This window comes from Streptomyces sporangiiformans, assembly GCF_005768555.2.
In the GTDB taxonomy this organism is placed as follows: domain Bacteria; phylum Actinomycetota; class Actinomycetes; order Streptomycetales; family Streptomycetaceae; genus Streptomyces; species Streptomyces sporangiiformans.
The window spans coordinates 68,774-88,886 of record NZ_VCHX02000352.1 but is presented as its reverse complement, the minus strand read 5'-3'; the positions used below and the strand labels follow the sequence as shown (position 1 = coordinate 88,886).

Sequence of the window (20,113 nt, the reverse complement as noted above, 5' to 3'; positions counted from 1 at the left end):
AGTTCATAGTGGTCGTGACGTCCCGCCGCCACACCCTGGCCGGTGAGCTGCTGGTATTGCAGCTCGCCATCGTCGTGATCGTGCTGGTCGCGGTGGGCGCGGTCTCGCTGGCTCAGTCGCAGGCGACGTTCGACCGGGTGGAGGGACGCCGGGTGACCGCCCTGGCGGAGGACATGGCCGGAAACCCCCTCATCCGCACTCAGCTCGTCCGGCCGGCGCCGGCCGAGACCCTCGCGCCGCTGCTGCAGTCCACGCTGACCAGGTCCGGTGTCACCTCGGCCCTGGTCGCCGACGCCGACGGAGAGATCGTCGCCGCCACGAATCCCACGCTGGTCGGAACGCGCCTGCCGGTCGGCGGCCCGTCTGTCGCCGAGGCTCGCGGCTGGTCCGGGGAACTGTCGTTGGGCGGGATCACCGAGCTGGTGGCGAAGGCCCCGGTGATCGGCGCCGAGCAGCACACCGCCGGCGACGATCTCGACAACGCCGGCGACCATCTCGGAACCGTCATGATCGGGCGGGCCTCGCCGACGGCGTGGCAGCGGCTGATGGGCGCCTCGTCCTATCTGCTGGCCTACCTCGGCATCGCCAGTGTGCTCGGAGTCGCCGGATCATGGCTGCTGGCCCGGCGCATCAAGCGTCAGACCCTGGGTCTGGAGCCCCGCGAGATCGCCGGCCTCGCGGAACATCGCGAGGCGATGCTGTTCGGCATAGCCGAGGGCGTGGTGGCCCTCGACCCGCACCTGCGGCTCACCCTGGTGAACGCGGTCGGCCGCAGGCTGCTCGACCTGCCCGAGAACTGCGTCGGGATGAGCCTGGCCGACCTGGGGATCGAGGGCAGGCTGTACGACGTACTGGCCGGGGCCGGTGGCAGCGAGCACAGGGCGGCGGAGCGCGCCCCGGAACACGACGCCGAGCAGGCTGGTGAGCGCGACGCGACACGTGACGCCCAGCAGGCTGGTGAGCGCGACGCGAAGCACGGCGCCCAGCAGGACGGTGAACACGACGCGAAGCACGACGCCCAGCAGGACGGTGAGCACGACGGGAAGCACGACGCGCAACACGACGGGGAGCACGGTGCCGAGCGGCGTGACGAGGTGGTCGTGCGCCGCGGCCGGGTGCTGGTGATGAACCGGATGGACGTCACCAAGGACGGTCGCCGGCTCGGCTCGGTGACGACCCTGCGGGACCGCACCGAACTGGCTCAGCTCGAGCGCGAACTGGGCTCGTTCCGGAGCAGCACCGAACTGCTCCGCGCGCAGGCCCACGAGTTCTCCAACCAGCTGCACACCATCTCCGGGCTCATCCAGATCGGCGAGCACGACGAGGTCGTGCGCTACGTCCGTGCCCTGCGCCGGCATCGCGACTCGCTCGATCTGACCCTGACCAGCCGGATCCATGACCGGGCGGTCGCCGCGCTGCTCATGGCCAAGTCCGCGCTCGCCGCGGAACGCAAGGTGCGGCTGCGGATCTCGGAGCGTACGGCCCTGGATCACCTGGAGCCGATGGACTCCGCGGACGTGGCCACGGTGCTCGGCAATCTCGTGGACAACGCGGTCGACGCCGCGGCGGCCGGAGACGACGACCACGACGCGTGGGTGGAGGTCGAAGTGCGCCAGGACGCCTCCAGCGTGGAGATCGTGGTACGGGACTCGGGCCCGGGGGTTGCTCCCGAGCTCGCCCAGGAAGTGTTCTCGCACGGGTTCACCACGAAGGCCGCGCAGGGCGGCGACCGGGGCATCGGTCTGGCGCTCACGCGGCTGGTCTGCAAACGACGGGGCGGTGAGGTGTCGGTGGCCAATACGCAGGAGGGCGCCATGTTCACCGCCCGGATGTCCGTCGGCCGTCCGGCCGACCGAGTGACGGAGGGAGTCCGATGATCGATGTACTGATCGTCGAGGACGACTTCATGGTGGCGCGGATCCACCGCGGATTCGTGAACGATGTCGAGGGTTTCCGGGTGGTCGGAACGGCGAACTGCGGCGAGCAGGCGCTCACCGCCGTCGCCGAGCTGCATCCCGATCTCGTGCTGCTCGATCTGTATCTGCCCGACATGTTCGGGCTGGAGGTCATTCCGCGATTGCGGAGCGCGGGGCACGACTGCGATGTGCTGGTGATCAGCGCCGCGCGCGAGTCCGAAGCGGTCCGGGGCGCCGTCCGCCAGGGCGTGGTCGACTATCTGCTCAAGCCGTTCGACGCCGAGGACCTGAGGGCCCGGCTGGAGCGGTACGCCGCCCGGCGGAGCGATCTGTACACGGCGGTGGTCAGCGGCCAGGCCGACGTGGACCGGGCGATGGCCCGGGTGGCGGCACCGGCGGCGGCGCCCACCCTGCCGAAGGGCATGAGCGTGGAGACCGCCGAACTGATCGAACGTGAGCTGCGCGTCGCCGAGGGGAGCCTCTCCGCGGCCGAGTGCGCGGCCCGGCTCGGTGTCTCCCGCGTCAGCGCCCGCCGCTACCTCGAGCACTTCAGCGACATCGGTCGGGCGGAGGTGTCGCTGCGCTACGGCCACGCGGGCCGCCCGGAGCGCCGCTACAGCTGGCGCAGCTGACAGCGCTGAGCGGCGCGTGGGCTCCGGCTCCGGGCTCCGGGCTCCGGGCTCCGTCAAGTCTGGGGCGTGCTGATGTTGACCATCCAGTCGATGCCGAACCGGTCCGTGCACATGCCGAACACGTCGCCCCACATCTGCTCCGCCAGGGCGACCGCCACGGTGCCGCCGTCCGACAGCTTCGCCCAGTAGCCGCGCAGCTCGTCGGCGTCCTGGCCGCTCAGGGACACCGCGATGTTGTTGCCGGGGCGGTGCTCCATTCCCGGCGGGGTGTCGGCGCCCATGAGCGTGAGTCCGCCGGAGGTCTCGAGCATGCCGTGCATGATTTTGTCGGCGTCTTCCGGGGCGTGTCCGCCGCCGATGTCGGCGTAGGTGTGGAGCGCCAGGTCGCCGCCGAAGACGCCTTGGTAGAACTCCATGGCCTGACGGGCGTTACCGGCGAAGCTGATGTACGGGTTCAGTCTGGTGGCCACCAGAGCCTCCTTGGTCGTGACCGATCATGAGATGCCCAATCCTGGCAAATCGTACTGATGTGGACAACGCGTAACGTCTCTGGTTTCGGATACTCATCCCTGAAAGGGTGGAGGTGATCGTGCCGGAGGTGGAGGCGCACGACGCGCGGCGGTTGTTCGGGACCGCCCGGGTGGCGCGGCTCGCGACAGTGGATGCCGAGGGGCGGCCCCACCTCGTCCCGCTGGTGTTCGCGCAGGCCGACGACATGATCGTGACAGCGATCGATCACAAGCCGAAGAAAGCGGTCCGGCTGAAGCGGCTGCGGAACATCGTGGCCCACCCGGCCGTATGCCTGCTGGTGGACGCCTACGACGAGGACTGGGACCGGCTGTGGTGGGTGCGGGCGGACGGCGACGCAAGGATCGTGTCGCCCGACGCGCCGGAGGCTTCGGTCCGGAACGAGCACTCCGCCGCGGTCGCGCTGCTCCGGCAGAAGTACGTCCCTTACCGAAGGCGGCCGCCGCACGGGCCGGTGATCGTGGTCACCGTGCGGCGGTGGACGGGCTGGCGGGCCGTCCCCGAGGACGACGACGGCTGACAGCGGCCGGCCGACGCGCCCTCACACACACCGGGAGGCCGCACATGGAACTCGTTGAGGAGCGTCCCTACCGCTTCCGGATCGAACCGCACGGGCCCATGCGCGTGCCGGGAGTCGTGTTCGCGTCCCGGGGCCTGCTGAGGGACGCCGAGAAATCGCTGGAGCAGGTCGTCAACGTGGCCACGCTGCCGGGCATCGTCGGCGCCTCGTACGCCATGCCGGACATTCACTGGGGCTACGGCTTCCCCATCGGAGGCGTGGCGGCGACCGACGTGGACGACGGCGGAGTGGTCTCGCCCGGCGGGGTCGGCTTCGACATCTCGTGCGGGGTGCGGCTGCTGGCCGCCGACAGCGACCGGCAGACGCTGGAGCCCGCGCTGCCCGAGATCATGGACGCTCTGGACCGGGCGATCCCGCGCGGCGCGGGCCCCGGCGGGGTGTGGCGGCTGAGCGGCCCCGGCCAGCTGGAGGAGATCCTGGAGGGCGGCTCCCGGTACGCCGTGACCCACGGCCACGGTGAGGAACGCGACCTGACCCGCTGCGAGGACGGCGGGGCGGTCGCCGAAGCCGACGGGGCACAGGTGAGCGGGCGGGCGCGGGAGCGCGGCCTCGGCCAGGTCGGCAGCCTCGGCTCCGCCAACCACTTCCTGGAGATCCAGCAGGTCACCGAGGTGTACGACGAGCGGGTCGCCGCCGGCTTCGGACTCGCCCTCGGCCAGGTGTGCGTGATGATCCACTGCGGCTCACGCGGGCTCGGGCACCAGATCTGCACCGATCACGTACGGGCGATGGACCGCGTCATGAACCGCTACGGCATCACCGTCCCGGACCGGCAACTGGCCTGCGCCCCGGTCGACTCGCCCGAAGGACGGGCCTATCTCGGCGCGATGGCCGCGGCCGCCAACTACGGCCGCGCGAACCGGCAGTTGCTGTCCGACGCGACCCGGCGGATCTTCCGCCGCGCCACGGGTGCCCGCCTGTCGCTCGTGTACGACGTGTCCCACAACCTCGCCAAGATCGAGACCCATACGGTGGACGGAACGCGGCGCAGGCTGTGCGTGCACCGCAAGGGCGCCACCCGGGCCTTCCCGCCCGCTCATCCCGAACTGCCCGAGGAACTGAGAGAGTTCGGCCAGCCCGTACTGATCCCCGGCACCATGGGCACGGCCTCGTACGTGCTCGCCGGAGTGCCGGGCGGCGACGCGTTCCACTCCACCTGCCACGGCGCGGGGCGCGTGATGAGCCGTCATCAGGCCGCGCGGGCGGTCGCCGGAGCGGAACTGCGGGCCCGGCTGGAGCGAGGTGGTATCGCGGTGCGCCCGCGGTCGTTGCGCGGGCTGGCGGAGGAGACACCGGAGGCATACAAGGACGTGAGCGCGGTGGTGGCGGCGAGCGAGGGCGCGGGGCTGTGCCGTACGGTCGCACGGCTGGTCCCGCTGGGTGTGGTGAAGGGGTGAGACCCCGTCCTGGACCCCTCGGCACCCCTCGGCGTCGCAAGGGGTGAGACCCCTCGTTCTCACACGTCGATCGTCACCGCACACGACCAGCCGTAGGGACCGGGCCCGATGTGCAGTTCGTTCCACGAGACGGCCTTCGGTACGGCGCCGGTGATCTCCACGTCCGACAGGTCGGCGACGGCCAGACGTACGTCGAGGGAGCCGTCGGGCTCTTCCGCCTCCACCTCCTCCACTTCCACGTCCAGGGGGACCTGGCCGTGGACCTCGAGGCGGTAGACGACCTCGTCCAGCAGCGCGGCCAGCAGATCGTCGTCGCTGATCTCGGCGAACTGGGCGCGTTGCATAGCGGTCGGCCGTGTCGCCGAGACGTCCGCGAAGCTCTCCACCATCGCGAGTACGGCCTCCACCAGGCAGCATTCCCTGGTCGTACCCCACGCCTCGATGCGCACGTCGGCCGTGTGCGGCACGAGCCGATGACCGCTCTCGCCCTGCCCGCGTGCCTGCCGCTCGTCGTCCGTCTCTCCGACCATGCCCACCGGGTGCCCGTTCGCCCCGTACGCATGTGTCGTCGGAGAAACGAAGAGGAACGAAGAGGACAGGCCGCCCTGCCCACGCGCGGGACGTGTGGCTCGCCCTATCGGTTCGGCTCCGCCGCGCTGATGTCGGCGAGCGCGGAGCGCGGGTCGCGTTCGAGAGCCAGGTCGCCGATGCTGAGGGCGCCGACCAGGTGCCCCTCCTCGACGACCGGCAGCCGCCGCAGCGCGTTCTCACGCATCAGCCGGACCGCCTCGTCGATCTCCGCCTCCGGGTCGATGGTGATGAGATCGGTGCTGGCGACCTCGCGGACCGTGGTGCGGGCGGGGTCGCGCTCCTCGGCCAGGACCCGGACCACCAGGTCACGATCGGTCACCAGGCCGCGTACGCGGTCTTCCTCGGCGACGATGACATCGCCGATGTTCTTCTCCTTCATGAGCCGGGCGACCTCGGGGAGCGGAGTTTCTTCGTCCACCGTCACCGGTTCCGTCGTCATGACCTCCCGGACATGCTGAGCCATGGCTACCTCCGTGTGCTTTCCGGGATGAGCACCGGCACGTACCTGGAGGGCCGGTACTCGGCAGACCCGCGAGTACCCGGCACCGGTTCCTCCATGCGTGGACGCGTGAGGACCCGGCCGGTCGGGTACTCGGAGGGGCCGATCACGAAAGGCCCATGCCGGGGCGAGTGAACGCGTTGGAGGGGTGGGACGGGACGTGACCTCGATGACCGCTGTCGCAGCCGGTGCGGATGAGGTGCGGCGCATCCGGCGGGACGCGCTGCCGCTGTCCGGGCCGGGCTCGCTGGACGTGCTGCTGGAACGGATCGGCGACGCCCGCTACGTACTGCTGGGCGAAGCCACGCACGGCACCGCCGAGTACTACCAGGTGCGGGCCCTGCTGACCCGGAGGCTGATCGAGGAGAGGGGCTTCTCCTTCGTGGCCGTGGAGGGCGACTGGCAGGACTGCCTGGCGCTGCACTGTTCGGTCACCGGAGCGCAGAGGGCCGGAGCGCAGGGAGCTGGAGCACAGGCGGGCCCCGAGGAGCCGCGAGAGGTCCTGGAGAACTTCCGCAGATGGCCGGCGTGGCTGTGGGCGAACACGGAGGTGCTGGCGTTCGCCCGATGGCTCCGCGAGCACAACGCCCGGCTGCCGGCCGGGCGGCGGGTCGGCTTCTTCGGCCTGGACGTGTACAGCCTGTGGGAGTCGCTGCACGCCGTCCTCGACCACCTCCGTGCCCACGAGCCGGACCTGGTCGACCGGGCGCTGGAGGCGTACCGCTGCTTCGAGCCGTACGCCGACGACCCCCAGTCCTACGCCCGCGCCACCGAACTGGTGCCGTACGGCCTCGAGCCGGAGGTGGTCGCCCTGCTCACCGGGCTCCGCGCCCACGCCGTCGCCGGGCAGTCCGCGACCCTGACCGGCGACCTCGCGGAGTTCGCCGCCCTGCAGAACGCCGAGGTGCTGGCCGGAGCCGACCGCTACTACCGGGCCATGCTGCACGGCGGCGCCGAGGCGTGGAACATCCGCGACCGTCACATGGCCGACACCCTCGACCGGCTCATGGAACACCACGGTCCGGACGCCAAGGCGGTGGTCTGGGAACACAACACGCACATCGGCGACGCCCGCGCCACCGACATGTTCGACGCCGGCCTGGTCAACGTCGGCCAGCTGGCCCGCGAACGGCACCTGGCGGAGGGCGTGGTGCTGGTCGGCCTCGGATCGTACGAGGGCACGGTGACCGCCGCCGACCGGTGGGGCGCCCGCCCGGCCGTACTCGGCATGCCGCCCGCCCGGGACGGCAGTGTCGAGCAGGTCATGCACCAGGCGGTGCCGGGGGAGCGGTCCCTGTTCGTCTTCCCGCCCGGGCCCGTCCACGGCAGGCCCCTGCACGACGAGCACGGCTGGATCGCCGAGGAGCGTGCCCACCGGGCGATCGGCGTCGTCTACCGGCCGCAGGACGAGCAGCGGCAGTGGGGCACCTACATGCCCACCGTCCTGGGCGAACGCTACGACGCCTTCTGCTTCCTCGACCGCACCCAGGCCCTGACCCCGCTGCACCCCTACGAGGAGACCTGATGCGCTTCCAGAACCGTCGGCAGGCGGGCCAGGAACTCGCTGCCGCGCTCCTGAAACGGGCGGAGGGCGGCGGCTTCGTCGACCCCCTCGTGCTGGCCCTGCCCCGCGGGGGCGTCCCCGTCGGGGCGGAGGTCGCCCACGCCCTGCACGCGCCCCTGGATGTACTGGTGGTCCGCAAGATCGGCGCACCGGGCCAGCCGGAGGCCGGGGTCGGCGCGATCGTCGGTGAGGACCCGCCCGTGTTCGACAAGGAGACCCTGGCGCTCCTGGACATGACCGAGTACCAGTTCACCGAGACCGTCGCCCGGCAGCGCGCCGAGCTCCACCGCCTCGATGACCTCTACCGCGAGGGGCGCCCCGCTCCTCGCGTACGGGACCGGACCGTGATCCTGGTCGACGACGGGCTCGCCACCGGCGTCACCGCCCGGGCCGCCCTGCTCCATGTCCGCCGCCGCGAGCCCGCCCGCCTGATCCTGGCCGTACCGGTCTGCTCGGGCCTCGGCGCCGTACGGGAGCACGAGGCCGACGACGTGGTCTGCGTCCACCAGCCAGAACACTTCTACGCGGTGGGGGAGTGGTACGAGGACTTCGCGCAGCTCTCCGACCACGAGGTGACCGAAACGCTGCGCAGCACCCACATCCAGGCATGACTCTGCCGCCGTTCTCCCTCCTCGGCAATGGATCGGTGAAGTACGTACAGGCTTGGTCAAGCAGGCGCACCGTTGTCTGCCGCCCGGTGCATGATGTCGGCGTACGAGGAGCGAAGGAGCGCTGGGGGTCGTCATGGGCGCTGACACGTGTGCCTTCGGCCTGGACGAGCGGGTCGTGGGTGCGGCGACGGTGATCGAGCTGCGCGGAGAGGTCGACATCCACGCTGCTCAGGTACTGGCCCCACGGGTGGACGAGCTGATCGCCCGGAGCGCGACCGAGGTCGTCGTCGACCTGGGAGCCGTGACGTTTCTGGACTGCGGGGGATTACGGCTGCTGGACAGAATCCAGAACCGTACGGCCAGGCGCGGCGGCACGATGTGGTGCGTACGCGGAGCCGACCCGGTCATGCGGGTGTTCCGGATCACCGGCCTGGAGTCCGCCTTGTCCTTCCATGAACGGCTGACTCCGACGATCTGAAATCCGCCGGCGCGCAGACCACTTGGACCACGCAAACCGCGCAGACCTCACTTCGACCCGTCGGCCACCTCGATCCCGTCGCCCACCGAACGTCCCCTTCCGCCACCCCGTCCCCCTCCGCCACCGCATGCCACAGCGCCCGAGTTCTGCGACGCTGGTGGGAGCACACTGGAAAACAGGTGTTGCCGTCGGTGCTCACAAGGGGGTGCTGGCCGATGGCGATGACACGACGTACCAAGGTGAGGCTGTGGAGGTGGCGGCGTAACCCGCTCCGGCGGCGTGTGGACGTCGTCGAGGCCTGGGTCGTGCTCGCCGCATGGATCTTCGCGGTGGTGGGCGGCCTGCTCGCGGGGCTGGTGGCGGCCAACGCGCTGAGCCAGAGCCTGGACCGGCAGCGGGAGGAGCGCCGCCCCGTGCCGGCGGTGCTCGCCGAGGACGCGCCGGGCGCGGTGCCGTCCTCGGTGGTGGGCGATGACCGCGTGTGGGCCAAGGTGCGCTGGAAGGCCCCGGACGGCTCGGCTCACACCGGCCGGGCCAAGGTCGATCCCGAAACGCGGGCGGGCAGCCGTACCACGGTCTGGACCGACCGGCACGGCACCCTGATGTCGGAGCCCGTCAGCCAGGCGGAAGCGGTACTGCAGGCGACCTCGGCCGGCCTGCTCGCCGCGATGGGCGGGTGCGGCGTCGTCACGCTGACCGCCTGGGGCGTCCGCGCACGTATCGACCGGGTGCGCATGCGGCAGTGGGCTGTCGAGTGGGAGCAGGCCGACCTGCGGTGGGGCGGGAAGACCGGCTGAACGTGCCTCTCTCAGGCGGCCAGCGGGTCCAGAACCATCGGTTCGATCTTGCCCTCCAGCATCGCGCCCAGACCGAGGACCGCGCACACGTCGGGCCGTTCGGCGATGCGCACCGGCATGCCCGTCGCCTGCCGCAGCATCTGGTCGAGGCCCGGCAGCAGGGCGCTGCCGCCGACCATCATGATCCCGCGGTCCGCGAGGTCGGCCACCAGGTCCGGCGGGCAGTCGCGCAACACCTTGCCGATACCGTCGATCACCGCCGTGAGCGGGGTCTGGATGGCATCGCGTACGGCGGCCGTGTCGACCTTCACCGACCGGGCGAGCCCGGTGGCCACGTCCCGCCCGTGAACCTCGGTCGTCGGACCGTTCGCGGTGGGCCCGTTCCCGGACAGCGCGAGCTGCAAGGGGCGTACGGCCTGACTCGGCAGCATCAACTCATGGTGCAGGCGCAGATGCTGGACCATCGCGCGGTCGACGGCCTCACCCCCGACCGCGATGCGCGCGGCGGTCACGATCGAGCCGAGCGACAGCACCGCGACCTGTGTGGTCGCCGCCCCGCACACCAGGATCATGGTCGCCTCGGGCTGCTCGACCGGCAGCCCGCAGCCGACGCCTGCCGCGATGAGCGTGTCGACGAGTTCGACCCTCCGCGCGCCGAGCCCGACCAGCGTCTCGATCGCCGCGCGCTGGGCGAGCGGATCCGCTTCATGGGGAGTGCAGGCGGCGGCGCGCAGCCGCGGCTTGCGGCGCAGGGCGCGGCGGAGTTTCTCGCCGAGCAACTGCCGCAGCATCCGCTGCGCCATCTCGATGTCCACGACGGTGCCGCCGGACACGGGTCTGACCACGCGGATGTACCCGGGCGTGCGCCCCGTCATCTTCTCGGCGAACTCCCCGACCGCGATCAGTGCCCCGGTCCTCGTGTTCACGGCGGCCACGCTCGGCTGGTCGACGACCAGACCTGCCCCCCTGATGTACACGCGGGTCCGTGCGGCCCCCAGATCGACGCCGAAATGACAGCGGCGCAACTGCTCCAGACTGGCGGTCATCGCAGATCCTCCCGAGAGCGCGGACCGGTGGGAGGGCCCGCCGGACGGCGGCCCTCCTTCGCATACTGCGGGGGGAGCGAGGGGTTCGCCTGTTGGGATGGTCTGGGTGGGGTGCCGCTGGATGGGTGGATGTGGCCGGGTGGACGGACGGCTCCGCGGACCTGCCGGCACGGTGCGTCACACAGGACTCACCAGGCCCCTGACCAGCCCCAGGTCCACCAAGTCCTGTGGCCGGAGGCGCAGTTGGTCGGCCGTCGCGGTCACCTGGCTCGCGGGCCGTTTGAGGATCGCCGCCGCGAGCTCCGGGGCGATGACGGAGAAGTAGCTGTCGGGGGTGGCCCAGGTGTTGCCGGGCGCCGCGAGAGCGAGGGCACCGCCCGAGCCGCCCTCGCCGATCAGCAAGGTGGTGACCGGCGTACGGGCGGCGGCCACGGCGCCGAACAACTCCGCTATCGCCGCGCCCGCGCCCTGCCGCTCCGCCTCCTCGTCGTTGGCGGCTCCCGGAGTGTCCACCAACGTCAGTACGGGGATGCGGAGTTGGTCCGCCAGCCGGATCAGCCGGGCGGCGGTGCGGTACCCGGCGGGGCGGGTGGCGGTGCCGGTCTGGGCCGCGTACGCGATCGTACGGCCGTCGTGTTCGCCGAAGCCGCAGAGCATCCCAAGATCCGTGCCACCGCTGCGGTCGCCGCTGATCGACGCGCGGTGCGTGAAGTACGCGTCCAGATAGGCCCGGGCGCGAGGACGTCGAGGGGCGCGGGCGTTGTCGACCGCGTCCCGGCCGGTGGCGGGAAGACCGGCTCGGCCCAGCGCGGGTGGGGGAGCGGCGGGCGTCGTCGACGGGCGGCTCAGCAGGTGCAGCCAGAGCGCCAGGTTCCCCGGCAGCTCCTGCTGCCCGACCACCGCGTCGATCGCCCCCGCCGCCAGCTGTGCCTCCGCCGTGTACGCCGCCGGGTCCGCGTCCGGTGGGCGGACCCGGGAGCCCGCGAAGCCCACCTGGGCGCCCGGCAGCGCCAGGATCACATCGGCGCCCGCGCCCAGGGTGGCCCAGCCGCCGCCCGTCGCCGGGTCCCGCAGGACTGCGATCTGCGGCAGCCCCGCCTCCCGGGTGAGCACCGACTGCCGGGCCACACGCTGGAGTTGGACCAGCGCGCGCATGCCCTCCTGCATCCGGCTGCCGCCGGTGGCGACCAGGGAGACGACCGGAAGGCGTTGCTCACGCGCGTACGTGTACGCCGCCTCCAGCCGGTCCCCGGTGCGCTCGCCCAGCGAACCGCCCAGGAAGCCGAACTCGAAGGAGATCAGCACGGCGCGAGTCGTGCCCACCGTCGCCGTGCCGCAGACGACGGACTCCTCCTCGCCGGTGCGGGCCACGGCGCGGGCGCGCGAGGCGTCGTAACCCTGCCAGCCCAAGGGGCCGTCGGGTGCGTACGCGCCTGTCGGGGCCGGGAGTTCGGTGAAATCGGCGGCGACGAGACCGATCGCCTCGCGGGCCGTGAACCGTGGTACCTCAGGTACGTCAGGTACGTCAGGTACGTCAGGCGTGTCAGTCATGGGGCAGTGCGCGCTTCATGATCTTGCCCATGTCGTTGCGGGGCAGGGAGTCGAGGTAACGGACCGCGCGCGGCCGCTTGTGGGGCGCGAGACGGCGGGCCACATGGCCGGCCAACTCCTCGGCCGACGGCGGAGATTGAGGGGCGGCCGGCACGATCCACGCCACGATCCGCTCACCGAGGTCGGCGTCGGGCTCACCGGTGACCGCGGCCTCGCGCACACCCGGGTGCTCCAGGAGCGCGTTCTCGATCTCACCCGCGCCGATCTTGTAACCACCGCTCTTGATGAGGTCGGTGGCCTTGCGGCCGACGATACGTACGTAGCCGTCGGGGTCACGCACCGCCATGTCACCCGTGCGGAACCAGCCGTCCTCGGTGAACGCCTCCGCGGTCGCGTCAGGACGGTTCAGATACTCGGTGAAGAGGTTGGGCCCGCGGACCTGGATCTCACCGACGCTCTCGCCGTCGTACGCCTCGACGGCCGTCACCCCGTCCTCCTCCGTCAGGCGCAGTTCGACACCCGGCAGTGGAACCCCGACCGTGCCCGCGCGCGGCTCCCCGTCCGCGCGCACGCTCGTGTTCATGAGCGTCTCCGTCATCCCGTACCGCTCGATGACCCGCCGTCCCGTCGCCGCCGCGATCCGCTCGTGGTCGTGCACGGGGAGGGCCGCCGACCCCGACACCAGCAGCCGCGCCCTGGCCAGGGCCTTCGCGAGGGCCGGGTCGTCGGGCAGTGCCTCCGCGATCCGGTGGTACATCGTCGGCACCCCGAACAGCATGGTGGCGCCCTCGCTCAACTCCCTTGCCACGCCCGCCGTTTCGAACCGGCCGAGATGCCGGACGGATCCGCCGCGGCGCAGCGGGCCGAGGATGCCGAGGATCAGGCCATGTACGTGGAAGAGGGGAAGGCCGTGCACGAGTACGTCGTCGCCGGTCCACTGCCAGGCGTCCGCGAGCGCGTCCAGGGTGGTGGCGACAGCCCGGCGGGGGATGACGGCGCCCTTGGGCGGGCCGGTGGTGCCGGAGGTGTAGACGATCAGGGCGGGGGCTTCGGGGGCGTGGTCCGTGATCGCGTGGTCCGTGGTCGCGCGGGACGACCCTGCGGCACGTACGTCGACGGCGACATCCACGCGTTCCAGCCCACCCAGGGCGGCCGGGAGCCGGTCGCCCGGCGCCGCGAGGACGAGTGACGGCGCGCTGTCGGACACGATGTGCCCCAGCTCGCTCTCACCCGACTTCGGGTTGAGCGGCACGGCGGGGACCCCGGCCAGGAGGGCGGCGACCACGGAGACGGCGGTCTCCAGAGTGGGCGTGGCCCAGACCGCGATCCGGCCCGCTCCCGTGACACGCTCGGCCAGGGGCGCGGCCGCGGCGGCGAGTTCGCGGTACGTCAGGGAGCGGTCGCCGAAGCGCAGGGCGGGCCGGTGCGCACCGGGACCGTCCGGGTCCGCCGAGGCCTCCGTCAGGGCCGGGAAGAGAGCCGGGAAGAGAGGGGACACGTGGCGTACTCCTTAGCCGTTCATTTCGGTCGTTGGTCGGTATGCAACCAGGGCGGCGCTGTCATCCCCAGCCGGGCACCACCAGTGCGAGCCACACCACGGCCGGCACCACGGCGACCACGATTCCCCCGTACACCATCAGCTGGCGGAAGAAACGCTCGCGGTCGACGCCGGGAGCCGCCGCGAGCACCAGCGCGCCGTTCGTCGAGAACGGGCTCACATCCACCACCGTCGCCGACACCGCGAGAGCCGCGATCATCCCGACCGCCCCGATCTCGCCCTGTGCCAGGAACGGTACAGCCAGCGGAATCAGCGCCCCCATGATGCCGACGGAGGAGGCGAAGGCGGAGACGACCGCGCCGATGTAGCAGAGGAGGACGGAGGAGAGCAGCGGGATGCCGATGCCGCTGACGCCCTCGCCGGCCCAGTCGATCGTGCCCATCTCGTCCAGGACGCCGACGTACGTCAGCACGCCGCAGATCAGCAGGACCGTCGGCCACGCGATCTGGCTGACGGCGTTGCGGCTGTCTTCCGGCCAGCAGGCGCTGAGGAGGACGGCGAGGGTGATGGAGGTGAGCCCGGCGTCCAGGTCGAAGGCCAGCACGGCGACGACCAGGGCGACCAGGGCGGTGAGGGTGGCGATACGTGCGGGGTTCAGCCGGGTGTCGTCTTCTTGGGCCTCTTTTTGGGCCTCTTTTTGGGCGGCCTCTTCGTCGGCTTGCTCGGCGGCTTCCTGGCCGTGTCGGCTGGTGGCTGATGCGTCGGCCCCGACCTTGGCCCTGGCCTCGGCCCCGGCCTTGGCCTTGGCCTCGGCCTGAGCCACCTCGGCCCCGCCCTTCAGCTTCAGCCCCCCGAACAGTACGAACACCACACCCGCGATCACGAGATTGACGACGAGCGAGGCGAGGAAGAGCGCGACCTCGTTGCCCGGCAGGTTCTCGCGCTCCACGATCCCGTTGACGATCGACCCGTAGATGCTGATCGGGGAGAAGCCGCCGCCCTGCGCGCCGTGCACGACCATCGCGCCCATCAGCAGCGGACTGATCTCGTACCGCACGGCGAAACTCAGTGCGAGCGGTGCCACGATGGCGACCGCGGCCGGACTGACCGCGCCGATCGCGGTGAGCGCCCCCGTCAGTACGAACATCACCCACGGGATCAGCACGATCCGCCCGCCCACGAGCCGGATCGAGGCATGCACCAGCCAGTCAGTGGTGCCGTTGGCGCGGGCGATCGCGAACAGATACGTCACCCCGACGAGCACGACGAAGAGGTCACCGGGGAAGCCGGCGAAGATCTGCTCGGCATCGAGATCGGCGACGAGCTCGCCGACCCCGAACGCGGCGGCGAAGGCGAGCGCGCCCATGTTGATGGAGCGGGTGGTGGCGATCACGAACACCACGACGAGCACGAGGATCGATATCAGTTCGGCGGACATGCGGGCTCCCGTCTTTGGGTCCCTTGTCGAGCGGGTGGCTGGTCAAGTGGGGAGTGGACGAGGTGGAGCTGGCGGAGTGGACGAGTGGAGTGGGGGAGTGGGCAATGGCAGTGGATGAGTGGTCAAGTGGCTGAGCCACTCGGCCACTAGGCCCGGGCTTGATGGCCCAAGTGGCTGAACCACATTGGATGTCGGCCGTAGAGACCGTCAAGAGATAGGACCAGAATTGGTTCAGCCACTTATCCACTCGGCCACTCGGCCACTTGTCCACAAGTGCCACTGATCCCGTCATCCACGGTGTTACGCTGCGGCCGCGGGACGAACAGCGCGCAAGAGTGGATAAAGGGGACCGGGGCATGAGTGACGCACTGCGCCCGATGGCGGCCAAGCCGCGCCTGTACGAGCAGGTCCTCGACCGCCTGCGCCGCTATGTCGCCGAGGGCGGCCTGGGCGCCGGCGACCGCCTCCCGCCCGAGCGCGACCTGGCGGCCCGACTCGGCGTCAGCCGCGCCTCCGTGAAACAGGCCATCGTCGTCCTGGAGGTCCAGGGGCTGGTCGAGGCCCGCCACGGCGGCGGTACCTACCTGGTCCGCGACACCCTCGACGTCGAACCGGTGGAGCAACTGGTCGAACGCCGCCGCAGGCTCCCCGACGTACTCGACGCTCGCGAGGCCCTGGAGACCAAGCTCGCCGAACTGGCCGCCGAGCGCCGCACCGACGAGGACATCGCCGCCATGGACTCCGCCCTCGCGCGCATGCAGGCCGAGATCGCGGCGGGCGAACACGGCGTGGAGGGCGACCGCCTCTTCCACGCCGCGGTCACGGCGGCGGCCCACAGCGGCATCCTCGCCGAGTTCATGCGTTCCATCGCCGACCAGATCACCGAGAGCCGCCACGAGTCCCTGCGCCAGCCGAGCCGCCCCACCCGCTCCCTGACCCAGCACCGCGCGATCTTCAACGCGATCGTCGCCCAGCAGCCAGGCCGGGCGGCGGCCGCCATGCGCCGGCACGTAGAGACGGTGGCGAAGGTACGGCTGCTGGACTGGGACCCGGAAGAGAAGGACGAACAGCGGCTCTGACGGGGGAGTGTCGCCGACGCGGATGACAGATCTCGTAGATGTGTCATCCTCTCAGCCGAACACCCCGCCGAGCACCCCGCCAGAGACCCCAGAGGCGCATGCCCACGTCCGCGAGTCGAGGGGGCACCCAGCCCGACGGCGGGCCGCCTTCGCAGCGTCGGCATAAGACCGCAAAGAGAGTGTTACGCCTCTGACGGCTCACTGACACAGTGATCGCCAAGGCTGTTTGTTGATCGTCAATTGCCCACAAACACAAGGCAGTTGAGCTCTCACGTAAATCAAGGTCCTCCCCCACGATCCGAACAGGATGGGACCACACAGATGCTTGATCAGCTTGGGCACGCCCGCGTGCCCCAGGACGCTCACGCCCGCGTGCGCCGAGATACCCAACCGGCCCCCCGCCACGTCCTGGCCGTCGGCACGCCGGGAACGAAGCGTGAACAGCTGGGCCGTACGCTCGTGTCGGCGGGCTACGAGGTCAGTCACGCGGTGCCGGGCGAGGTCGTCCGGCAGACGCGGCAGAGCCGGCCCGACGTGATCGTCGCGCTCGACGAAGGCCTCGACGTCATACGGGAGGTGCGTGCCGACCCCGCCGGCCAGGCCCTCCCCCTCCTCATGGTCACCGCGGACGGCCGGCCGAAGGCCGTGGCCGAGCTGTTACGGGACGGCGCCGACGACTGCTTACCGGAGACACCCGACCCGGACGAGCTCGACGCGCGCATCGCGGCCAAGTTGCACCGAGTGCCCGTCCCCGTCGAGCAGTTGCTCCTCGACCCGCGCACCGGCCTCTACTCCGGCCCGCACTTCATGGACGAGCTCGAACGCGAGCTGGGACGTCCCGCGGCCGCCCGCAACGGTGGCGTGCTCGCCGTGGTCGGCGTCGCCGAGACCGCAGCGTTGGAGGCCCGCCTCGGCTCGCGCGTCCGGCGTGAGGTCGCCGAACGGCTCGCCCAGGTCGCCGAGCGGCTCGGCAGCGGTTGCGACCGGCTCGGCTGGGACGACGACGGACATCTGCTCATGCTGATGCCCGGCGTCGACGAGGAGGAGGCCCGCAACGCGCTCCAGGTGTTCGCGACCACCGTCGCGGGCACCCGGTTCGTCGTCGCGGACGAGAACGTACGGCTCACTCCGGCCGTCGGCTGGACCCCGCTCACCGACCACACCCGCCACATCGACCGCACCGACGACACCGGCCACGACGACACCGGCCGCACCGACGACGCCGGCCGCACCGACGACGCCGGCCGCAGCCGCCCGCTACAGGAAGCCCGCGACGCCGCCGCGGAGGCCGTACGCCACAGAGATCTGCGCCCGGTCCGGTACGAACCATGGATGCGGGCCAGCACCCCCACCCGGCGTGCCCGCACCTCACTGGTGCCGCTCCTGTCCCCGGTGCTCAGCCTGCTGCTCGGCATCGGGCTGCCCTTCCTGATCTACCAGCAGGCGTACGCGATCGGCTGGGACCTCGCGTCCGCCGCGTACTGGGTGGTGGTCGCCGGACTCGTCGCGTCGGCGCTGCTCATCGTCCTCGAGTGCCTCTACTCGCTCGACGCCGAGCCCCGCCCCGCGCGGGCCGCGCAGCCGTACCCGCCCGCCAGCGCCGTCATCGCCGCGTACCTGCCGAACGAGGCGGCCACGATCGTCGACACCGTCGAGTCGTTCCTGCGCCTCGACTATCCGAACAAGCTCGAGATCGTCCTCGCGTACAACACCCCGCACTCCCTGCCCGTCGAGGACACCCTGCGCGAGATCGCGCGCCGCGACCCGCGGCTGGTACTGCTCCCCGTCGCGGGCAGCACGTCGAAAGCGCAGAACCTCAACGCAGCCGCTACGCGTGTAGCCGGCGAGTTCGTCGGCATCTTCGACGCCGACCACCACCCCGACCCGGACGCCTTCCGGCACGCCTGGGACTGGCTGTCCCACGGCTACGACGTCGTACAGGGCCACTGCGTCGTCCGTAACGGCGAGAGCTCGTGGGTCGCCGAGACGGTCGGCGTCGAGTTCGAGGCGATCTACGCGGTCAGCCACCCCGGCCGGACACGGATGTACGGCTTCGGGGTGTTCGGCGGGTCCAACGGCTTCTGGCGTACGGATCTCCTCGCCCGGACCCGGATGCACGGCTCGATGCTCACCGAGGACATCGACTCCACGATGCGCGCGCTGCACGAGGGCGCACGGATCGCCATGGACCGCACCCTCGTCTCGCGCGAACTGGCGCCCACGATGCTGAAGCCCCTGTGGAACCAGCGCTCGCGCTGGGCGCAGGGCTGGCTGCAGGTTTCGCTGCGGCACCTGTGGCGCGGACTGCGGTCACCGGTCTTCAACCGCCGCCAGAAGGCCGGGCTGTTCGTGCTGCTCGGCTGGCGGGAGGTCCAGCCGTGGCTGTCGCTGCAGATCCTGCCCGTGCTGCTGCACGCGGCCTGGCGCGCGGGCGGCGCGGACCGGCTCGACTGGGCGGTGCCCGCGTGCCTCCTCGCGGTGGCGGTGACCCTGTCCGCCGGCGTGGTGCAGGCGGCGTTCGCATGGCGGCTCGCGGTACCGGAACTGCGGCGCCGCAAGGCCTGGTTCTGGCGCTATCTCCTCGTCTCCACCGTCTTCTACACCCATTTCAAGAACGTCGTGGCGCGGCAGTCGCACCTCAAGGAGGCGATGGGGGACCGCCGTTGGCGGGTCACCCCGCGGGCGGAGGTGTCCGAGGCGTGAAGCGCTCCACCCTCGAACTCCAGGGCTTCCGCGGCCTCGCCGCGCTCAGCACGGTCGTCTTCCACATCTGGCAGCAGTACTACACGTACGACGCCGAGGGCTCCCACCCGCCGGTGGAGAACCCATGGGTGGGAGCGCTGATCTCCCTGGAGGTCATCGACCTCTTCTTCGTGATGTCGGCGTACCTGCTGACCCTCTCGTACGCCCGCGCCGCCCTCGACGACGGCTCGACGCGGCCGGCCCGGGTGTTCCTCTTCCGCCGGGCCGTACGCATCCTGCCGCTGTACTTCCTGGCGGTCCTGGTCGTCTGGGCGAGCCGCAATCCCACGCTCCCCGGAGACTGGCGGGACCTGGTGGAACACCTCACGTTCACGCACGTCTTCGACCGTGAGCGGATCTTCTACACGCTGGGCCCGAGCTGGTCCCTGTCCCTGGAGATCGCCTTCTACTTCACCCTGGTCGCGCTCGGCCCGCTGGCGATACGCGCCTGCCGCAAACTGCCCACGCGCCGCGCCAGGGTGGCACTCTGCGCCTCCGGCTGCCTCCTCCTGTACGCGGCCCCGGTCGCCTGGATCACCTTCGCGCACTACGTCCTGGGCATCCCCCACACCAACTGGCCCGTCTACTTCGGCCCCCAGGCCCGCTTCGGCGGCTTCGCGGCGGGGATGGCGCTGGCGGTCCTGCTGGTCGCCCTGGGTGAACGGGGCCGGATCGGCGGCCGCTCGGTGGCCCTGCTGTCGGCGCTGTCCCTGACGGGTCTGTACGCCCTGTCGTACCTCTCCGCCCCGGAGAACTTCGCCCACACCTACTACCACCCCTTGGCGGCTCTGCTCTGGTCCGTGCTCCTGTTCGCCACGCTCCATGTACGCCAACCGGTGAGCGGCCACGCCCTGTTGAGGGCCCGCTGGGTCACCACCATCGGCCTGGTCAGTTACAGTCTGTACATCGTGCACGAGCCCGTCATGCTCCAACTCGACAAGACGGGCTTGCTGCCGTCCGGCCCGTCGGGCTTCCCCTTCGCCGTACTGATCGTCCTCGCGGTGGCCCTGCCGACGGCGGTGCTGAGCTACTGGCTCATCGAATATCCCGGGAGCCTGCTGGTCAGGGCGAAGGACGGGGCGGGGCGGTCACGGGAGTTCTACTCCAAGCCGTCGCGGACTCCGTCGCCGGAACCGGCTCGCTGACTGCTCGCGCACAGTCGGCGG

Annotated in this window: 18 protein-coding genes; 11 read left to right on the top strand and 7 right to left on the bottom strand. The window is 71.1% G+C overall.

Translation table 11 applies throughout. The features are described 5' to 3' along the window. The first annotated feature begins 8 nt into the window (after window positions 1-8). Together FGD71_RS46890 and FGD71_RS46885 are read left to right on the top strand one after the other, a co-directional pair. Window positions 9-1,877 carry a sensor histidine kinase gene (locus FGD71_RS46890; protein ID WP_240437113.1) on the top strand — a complete coding sequence of 623 codons (1,869 nt, stop codon included), beginning with the start codon at window positions 9-11 and terminating at the stop codon, window positions 1,875-1,877. After that, the gene (locus tag FGD71_RS46885) at window positions 1,874-2,548 is read left to right on the top strand and encodes a response regulator (RefSeq protein ID WP_119106751.1); all 675 of its coding nucleotides are present in this window, start codon (window positions 1,874-1,876) and stop codon (window positions 2,546-2,548) included. The genes FGD71_RS46890 and FGD71_RS46885 overlap by 4 nt, the downstream gene beginning before the upstream one ends. A 53-nt stretch (window positions 2,549-2,601) precedes the next feature. Here FGD71_RS46885 and FGD71_RS46880 read toward each other — a convergent pair whose 3' ends face one another. Then, window positions 2,602-3,018 (bottom strand): VOC family protein, encoded by a 417-nt coding sequence (locus FGD71_RS46880; protein ID WP_119106750.1) that lies wholly within the window; start codon window positions 3,016-3,018, stop codon window positions 2,602-2,604. A 119-nt stretch (window positions 3,019-3,137) separates the two neighbouring features. Here FGD71_RS46880 and FGD71_RS46875 point away from each other — a divergent pair, with 119 nt between their 5' ends. Continuing rightward, window positions 3,138-3,596, top strand: coding sequence for a TIGR03668 family PPOX class F420-dependent oxidoreductase (locus tag FGD71_RS46875; protein WP_119106809.1), 459 nt, complete (start codon window positions 3,138-3,140; stop codon window positions 3,594-3,596). A 44-nt stretch (window positions 3,597-3,640) separates the two neighbouring features. After that, the gene (locus FGD71_RS46870) at window positions 3,641-5,053 is read left to right on the top strand and encodes an RtcB family protein (RefSeq protein ID WP_119106749.1); all 1,413 of its coding nucleotides are present in this window, start codon (window positions 3,641-3,643) and stop codon (window positions 5,051-5,053) included. A gap of 59 nt (window positions 5,054-5,112) precedes the next feature. Here the strand turns inward: FGD71_RS46870 and FGD71_RS46865 are convergent, their stop codons facing one another. Continuing rightward, a complete protein-coding gene (locus FGD71_RS46865) occupies window positions 5,113-5,583 on the bottom strand; it encodes an archease (protein WP_119106808.1) in 471 nt (156 codons plus the stop codon). A 104-nt stretch (window positions 5,584-5,687) separates the two neighbouring features. After that, window positions 5,688-6,107, bottom strand: coding sequence for a CBS domain-containing protein (locus FGD71_RS46860; RefSeq protein WP_119106748.1), 420 nt, complete (start codon window positions 6,105-6,107; stop codon window positions 5,688-5,690). Window positions 6,108-6,312: 205 nt separating this feature from the next. Between FGD71_RS46860 and FGD71_RS46855 the strand changes: the two genes are divergently transcribed. The 4 genes from FGD71_RS46855 to FGD71_RS46840 all read left to right on the top strand — a co-directional run bounded on the left by FGD71_RS46855 (window position 6,313) and on the right by FGD71_RS46840 (window position 9,593). Next, a complete protein-coding gene (locus FGD71_RS46855; RefSeq protein ID WP_119106807.1) occupies window positions 6,313-7,668 on the top strand; it encodes an erythromycin esterase family protein in 1,356 nt (451 codons plus the stop codon). Then, on the top strand, window positions 7,668-8,318 hold the full coding sequence (locus tag FGD71_RS46850; protein ID WP_119106747.1) for a phosphoribosyltransferase: 651 nt from the start codon (window positions 7,668-7,670) through the stop codon (window positions 8,316-8,318). The genes FGD71_RS46855 and FGD71_RS46850 overlap by 1 nt, the downstream gene beginning before the upstream one ends. A 133-nt stretch (window positions 8,319-8,451) precedes the next feature. Continuing rightward, window positions 8,452-8,796: an STAS domain-containing protein gene (locus FGD71_RS46845; protein WP_119106746.1), complete on the top strand. Its 345-nt coding sequence runs from the start codon at window positions 8,452-8,454 to the stop codon at window positions 8,794-8,796. Between the two features lie 215 nt (window positions 8,797-9,011). Beyond that, the gene (locus FGD71_RS46840; protein WP_119106745.1) at window positions 9,012-9,593 is read left to right on the top strand and encodes an Rv1733c family protein; all 582 of its coding nucleotides are present in this window, start codon (window positions 9,012-9,014) and stop codon (window positions 9,591-9,593) included. Between the two features lie 11 nt (window positions 9,594-9,604). Here FGD71_RS46840 and FGD71_RS46835 read toward each other — a convergent pair whose 3' ends face one another. The 4 genes from FGD71_RS46835 to FGD71_RS46820 form a co-directional block, all read right to left on the bottom strand. Further along, window positions 9,605-10,639: a rod shape-determining protein gene (locus FGD71_RS46835; RefSeq protein WP_119106744.1), complete on the bottom strand. Its 1,035-nt coding sequence runs from the start codon at window positions 10,637-10,639 to the stop codon at window positions 9,605-9,607. A gap of 177 nt (window positions 10,640-10,816) precedes the next feature. Beyond that, window positions 10,817-12,190 carry a carboxyl transferase domain-containing protein gene (locus FGD71_RS46830; RefSeq protein ID WP_119106743.1) on the bottom strand — a complete coding sequence of 458 codons (1,374 nt, stop codon included), beginning with the start codon at window positions 12,188-12,190 and terminating at the stop codon, window positions 10,817-10,819. Continuing rightward, window positions 12,183-13,688, bottom strand: coding sequence for an acyl-CoA synthetase (locus FGD71_RS46825; RefSeq protein WP_119106742.1), 1,506 nt, complete (start codon window positions 13,686-13,688; stop codon window positions 12,183-12,185). The genes FGD71_RS46830 and FGD71_RS46825 overlap by 8 nt, the downstream gene beginning before the upstream one ends. Before the next feature lie 61 nt (window positions 13,689-13,749). Then, window positions 13,750-15,126, bottom strand: a complete 1,377-nt coding sequence (locus FGD71_RS46820; RefSeq protein WP_119106741.1) for an SLC13 family permease — start codon at window positions 15,124-15,126, stop codon at window positions 13,750-13,752. 356 nt (window positions 15,127-15,482) lie between these two features. Between FGD71_RS46820 and FGD71_RS46815 the strand changes: the two genes are divergently transcribed. The 3 genes from FGD71_RS46815 (at window position 15,483) to FGD71_RS46805 (ending at window position 20,092) form a co-directional block, all read left to right on the top strand. Beyond that, window positions 15,483-16,205, top strand: a complete 723-nt coding sequence (locus FGD71_RS46815; protein WP_119106740.1) for a FadR/GntR family transcriptional regulator — start codon at window positions 15,483-15,485, stop codon at window positions 16,203-16,205. 615 nt (window positions 16,206-16,820) lie between these two features. Next, window positions 16,821-18,908 (top strand): glycosyltransferase, encoded by a 2,088-nt coding sequence (locus tag FGD71_RS46810; protein WP_420878418.1) that lies wholly within the window; start codon window positions 16,821-16,823, stop codon window positions 18,906-18,908. Next, window positions 18,905-20,092 (top strand): acyltransferase family protein, encoded by a 1,188-nt coding sequence (locus FGD71_RS46805; RefSeq protein WP_240437112.1) that lies wholly within the window; start codon window positions 18,905-18,907, stop codon window positions 20,090-20,092. Before FGD71_RS46810 ends, FGD71_RS46805 begins: the two co-directional genes overlap by 4 nt. Window positions 20,093-20,113: the final 21 nt, after the last annotated feature.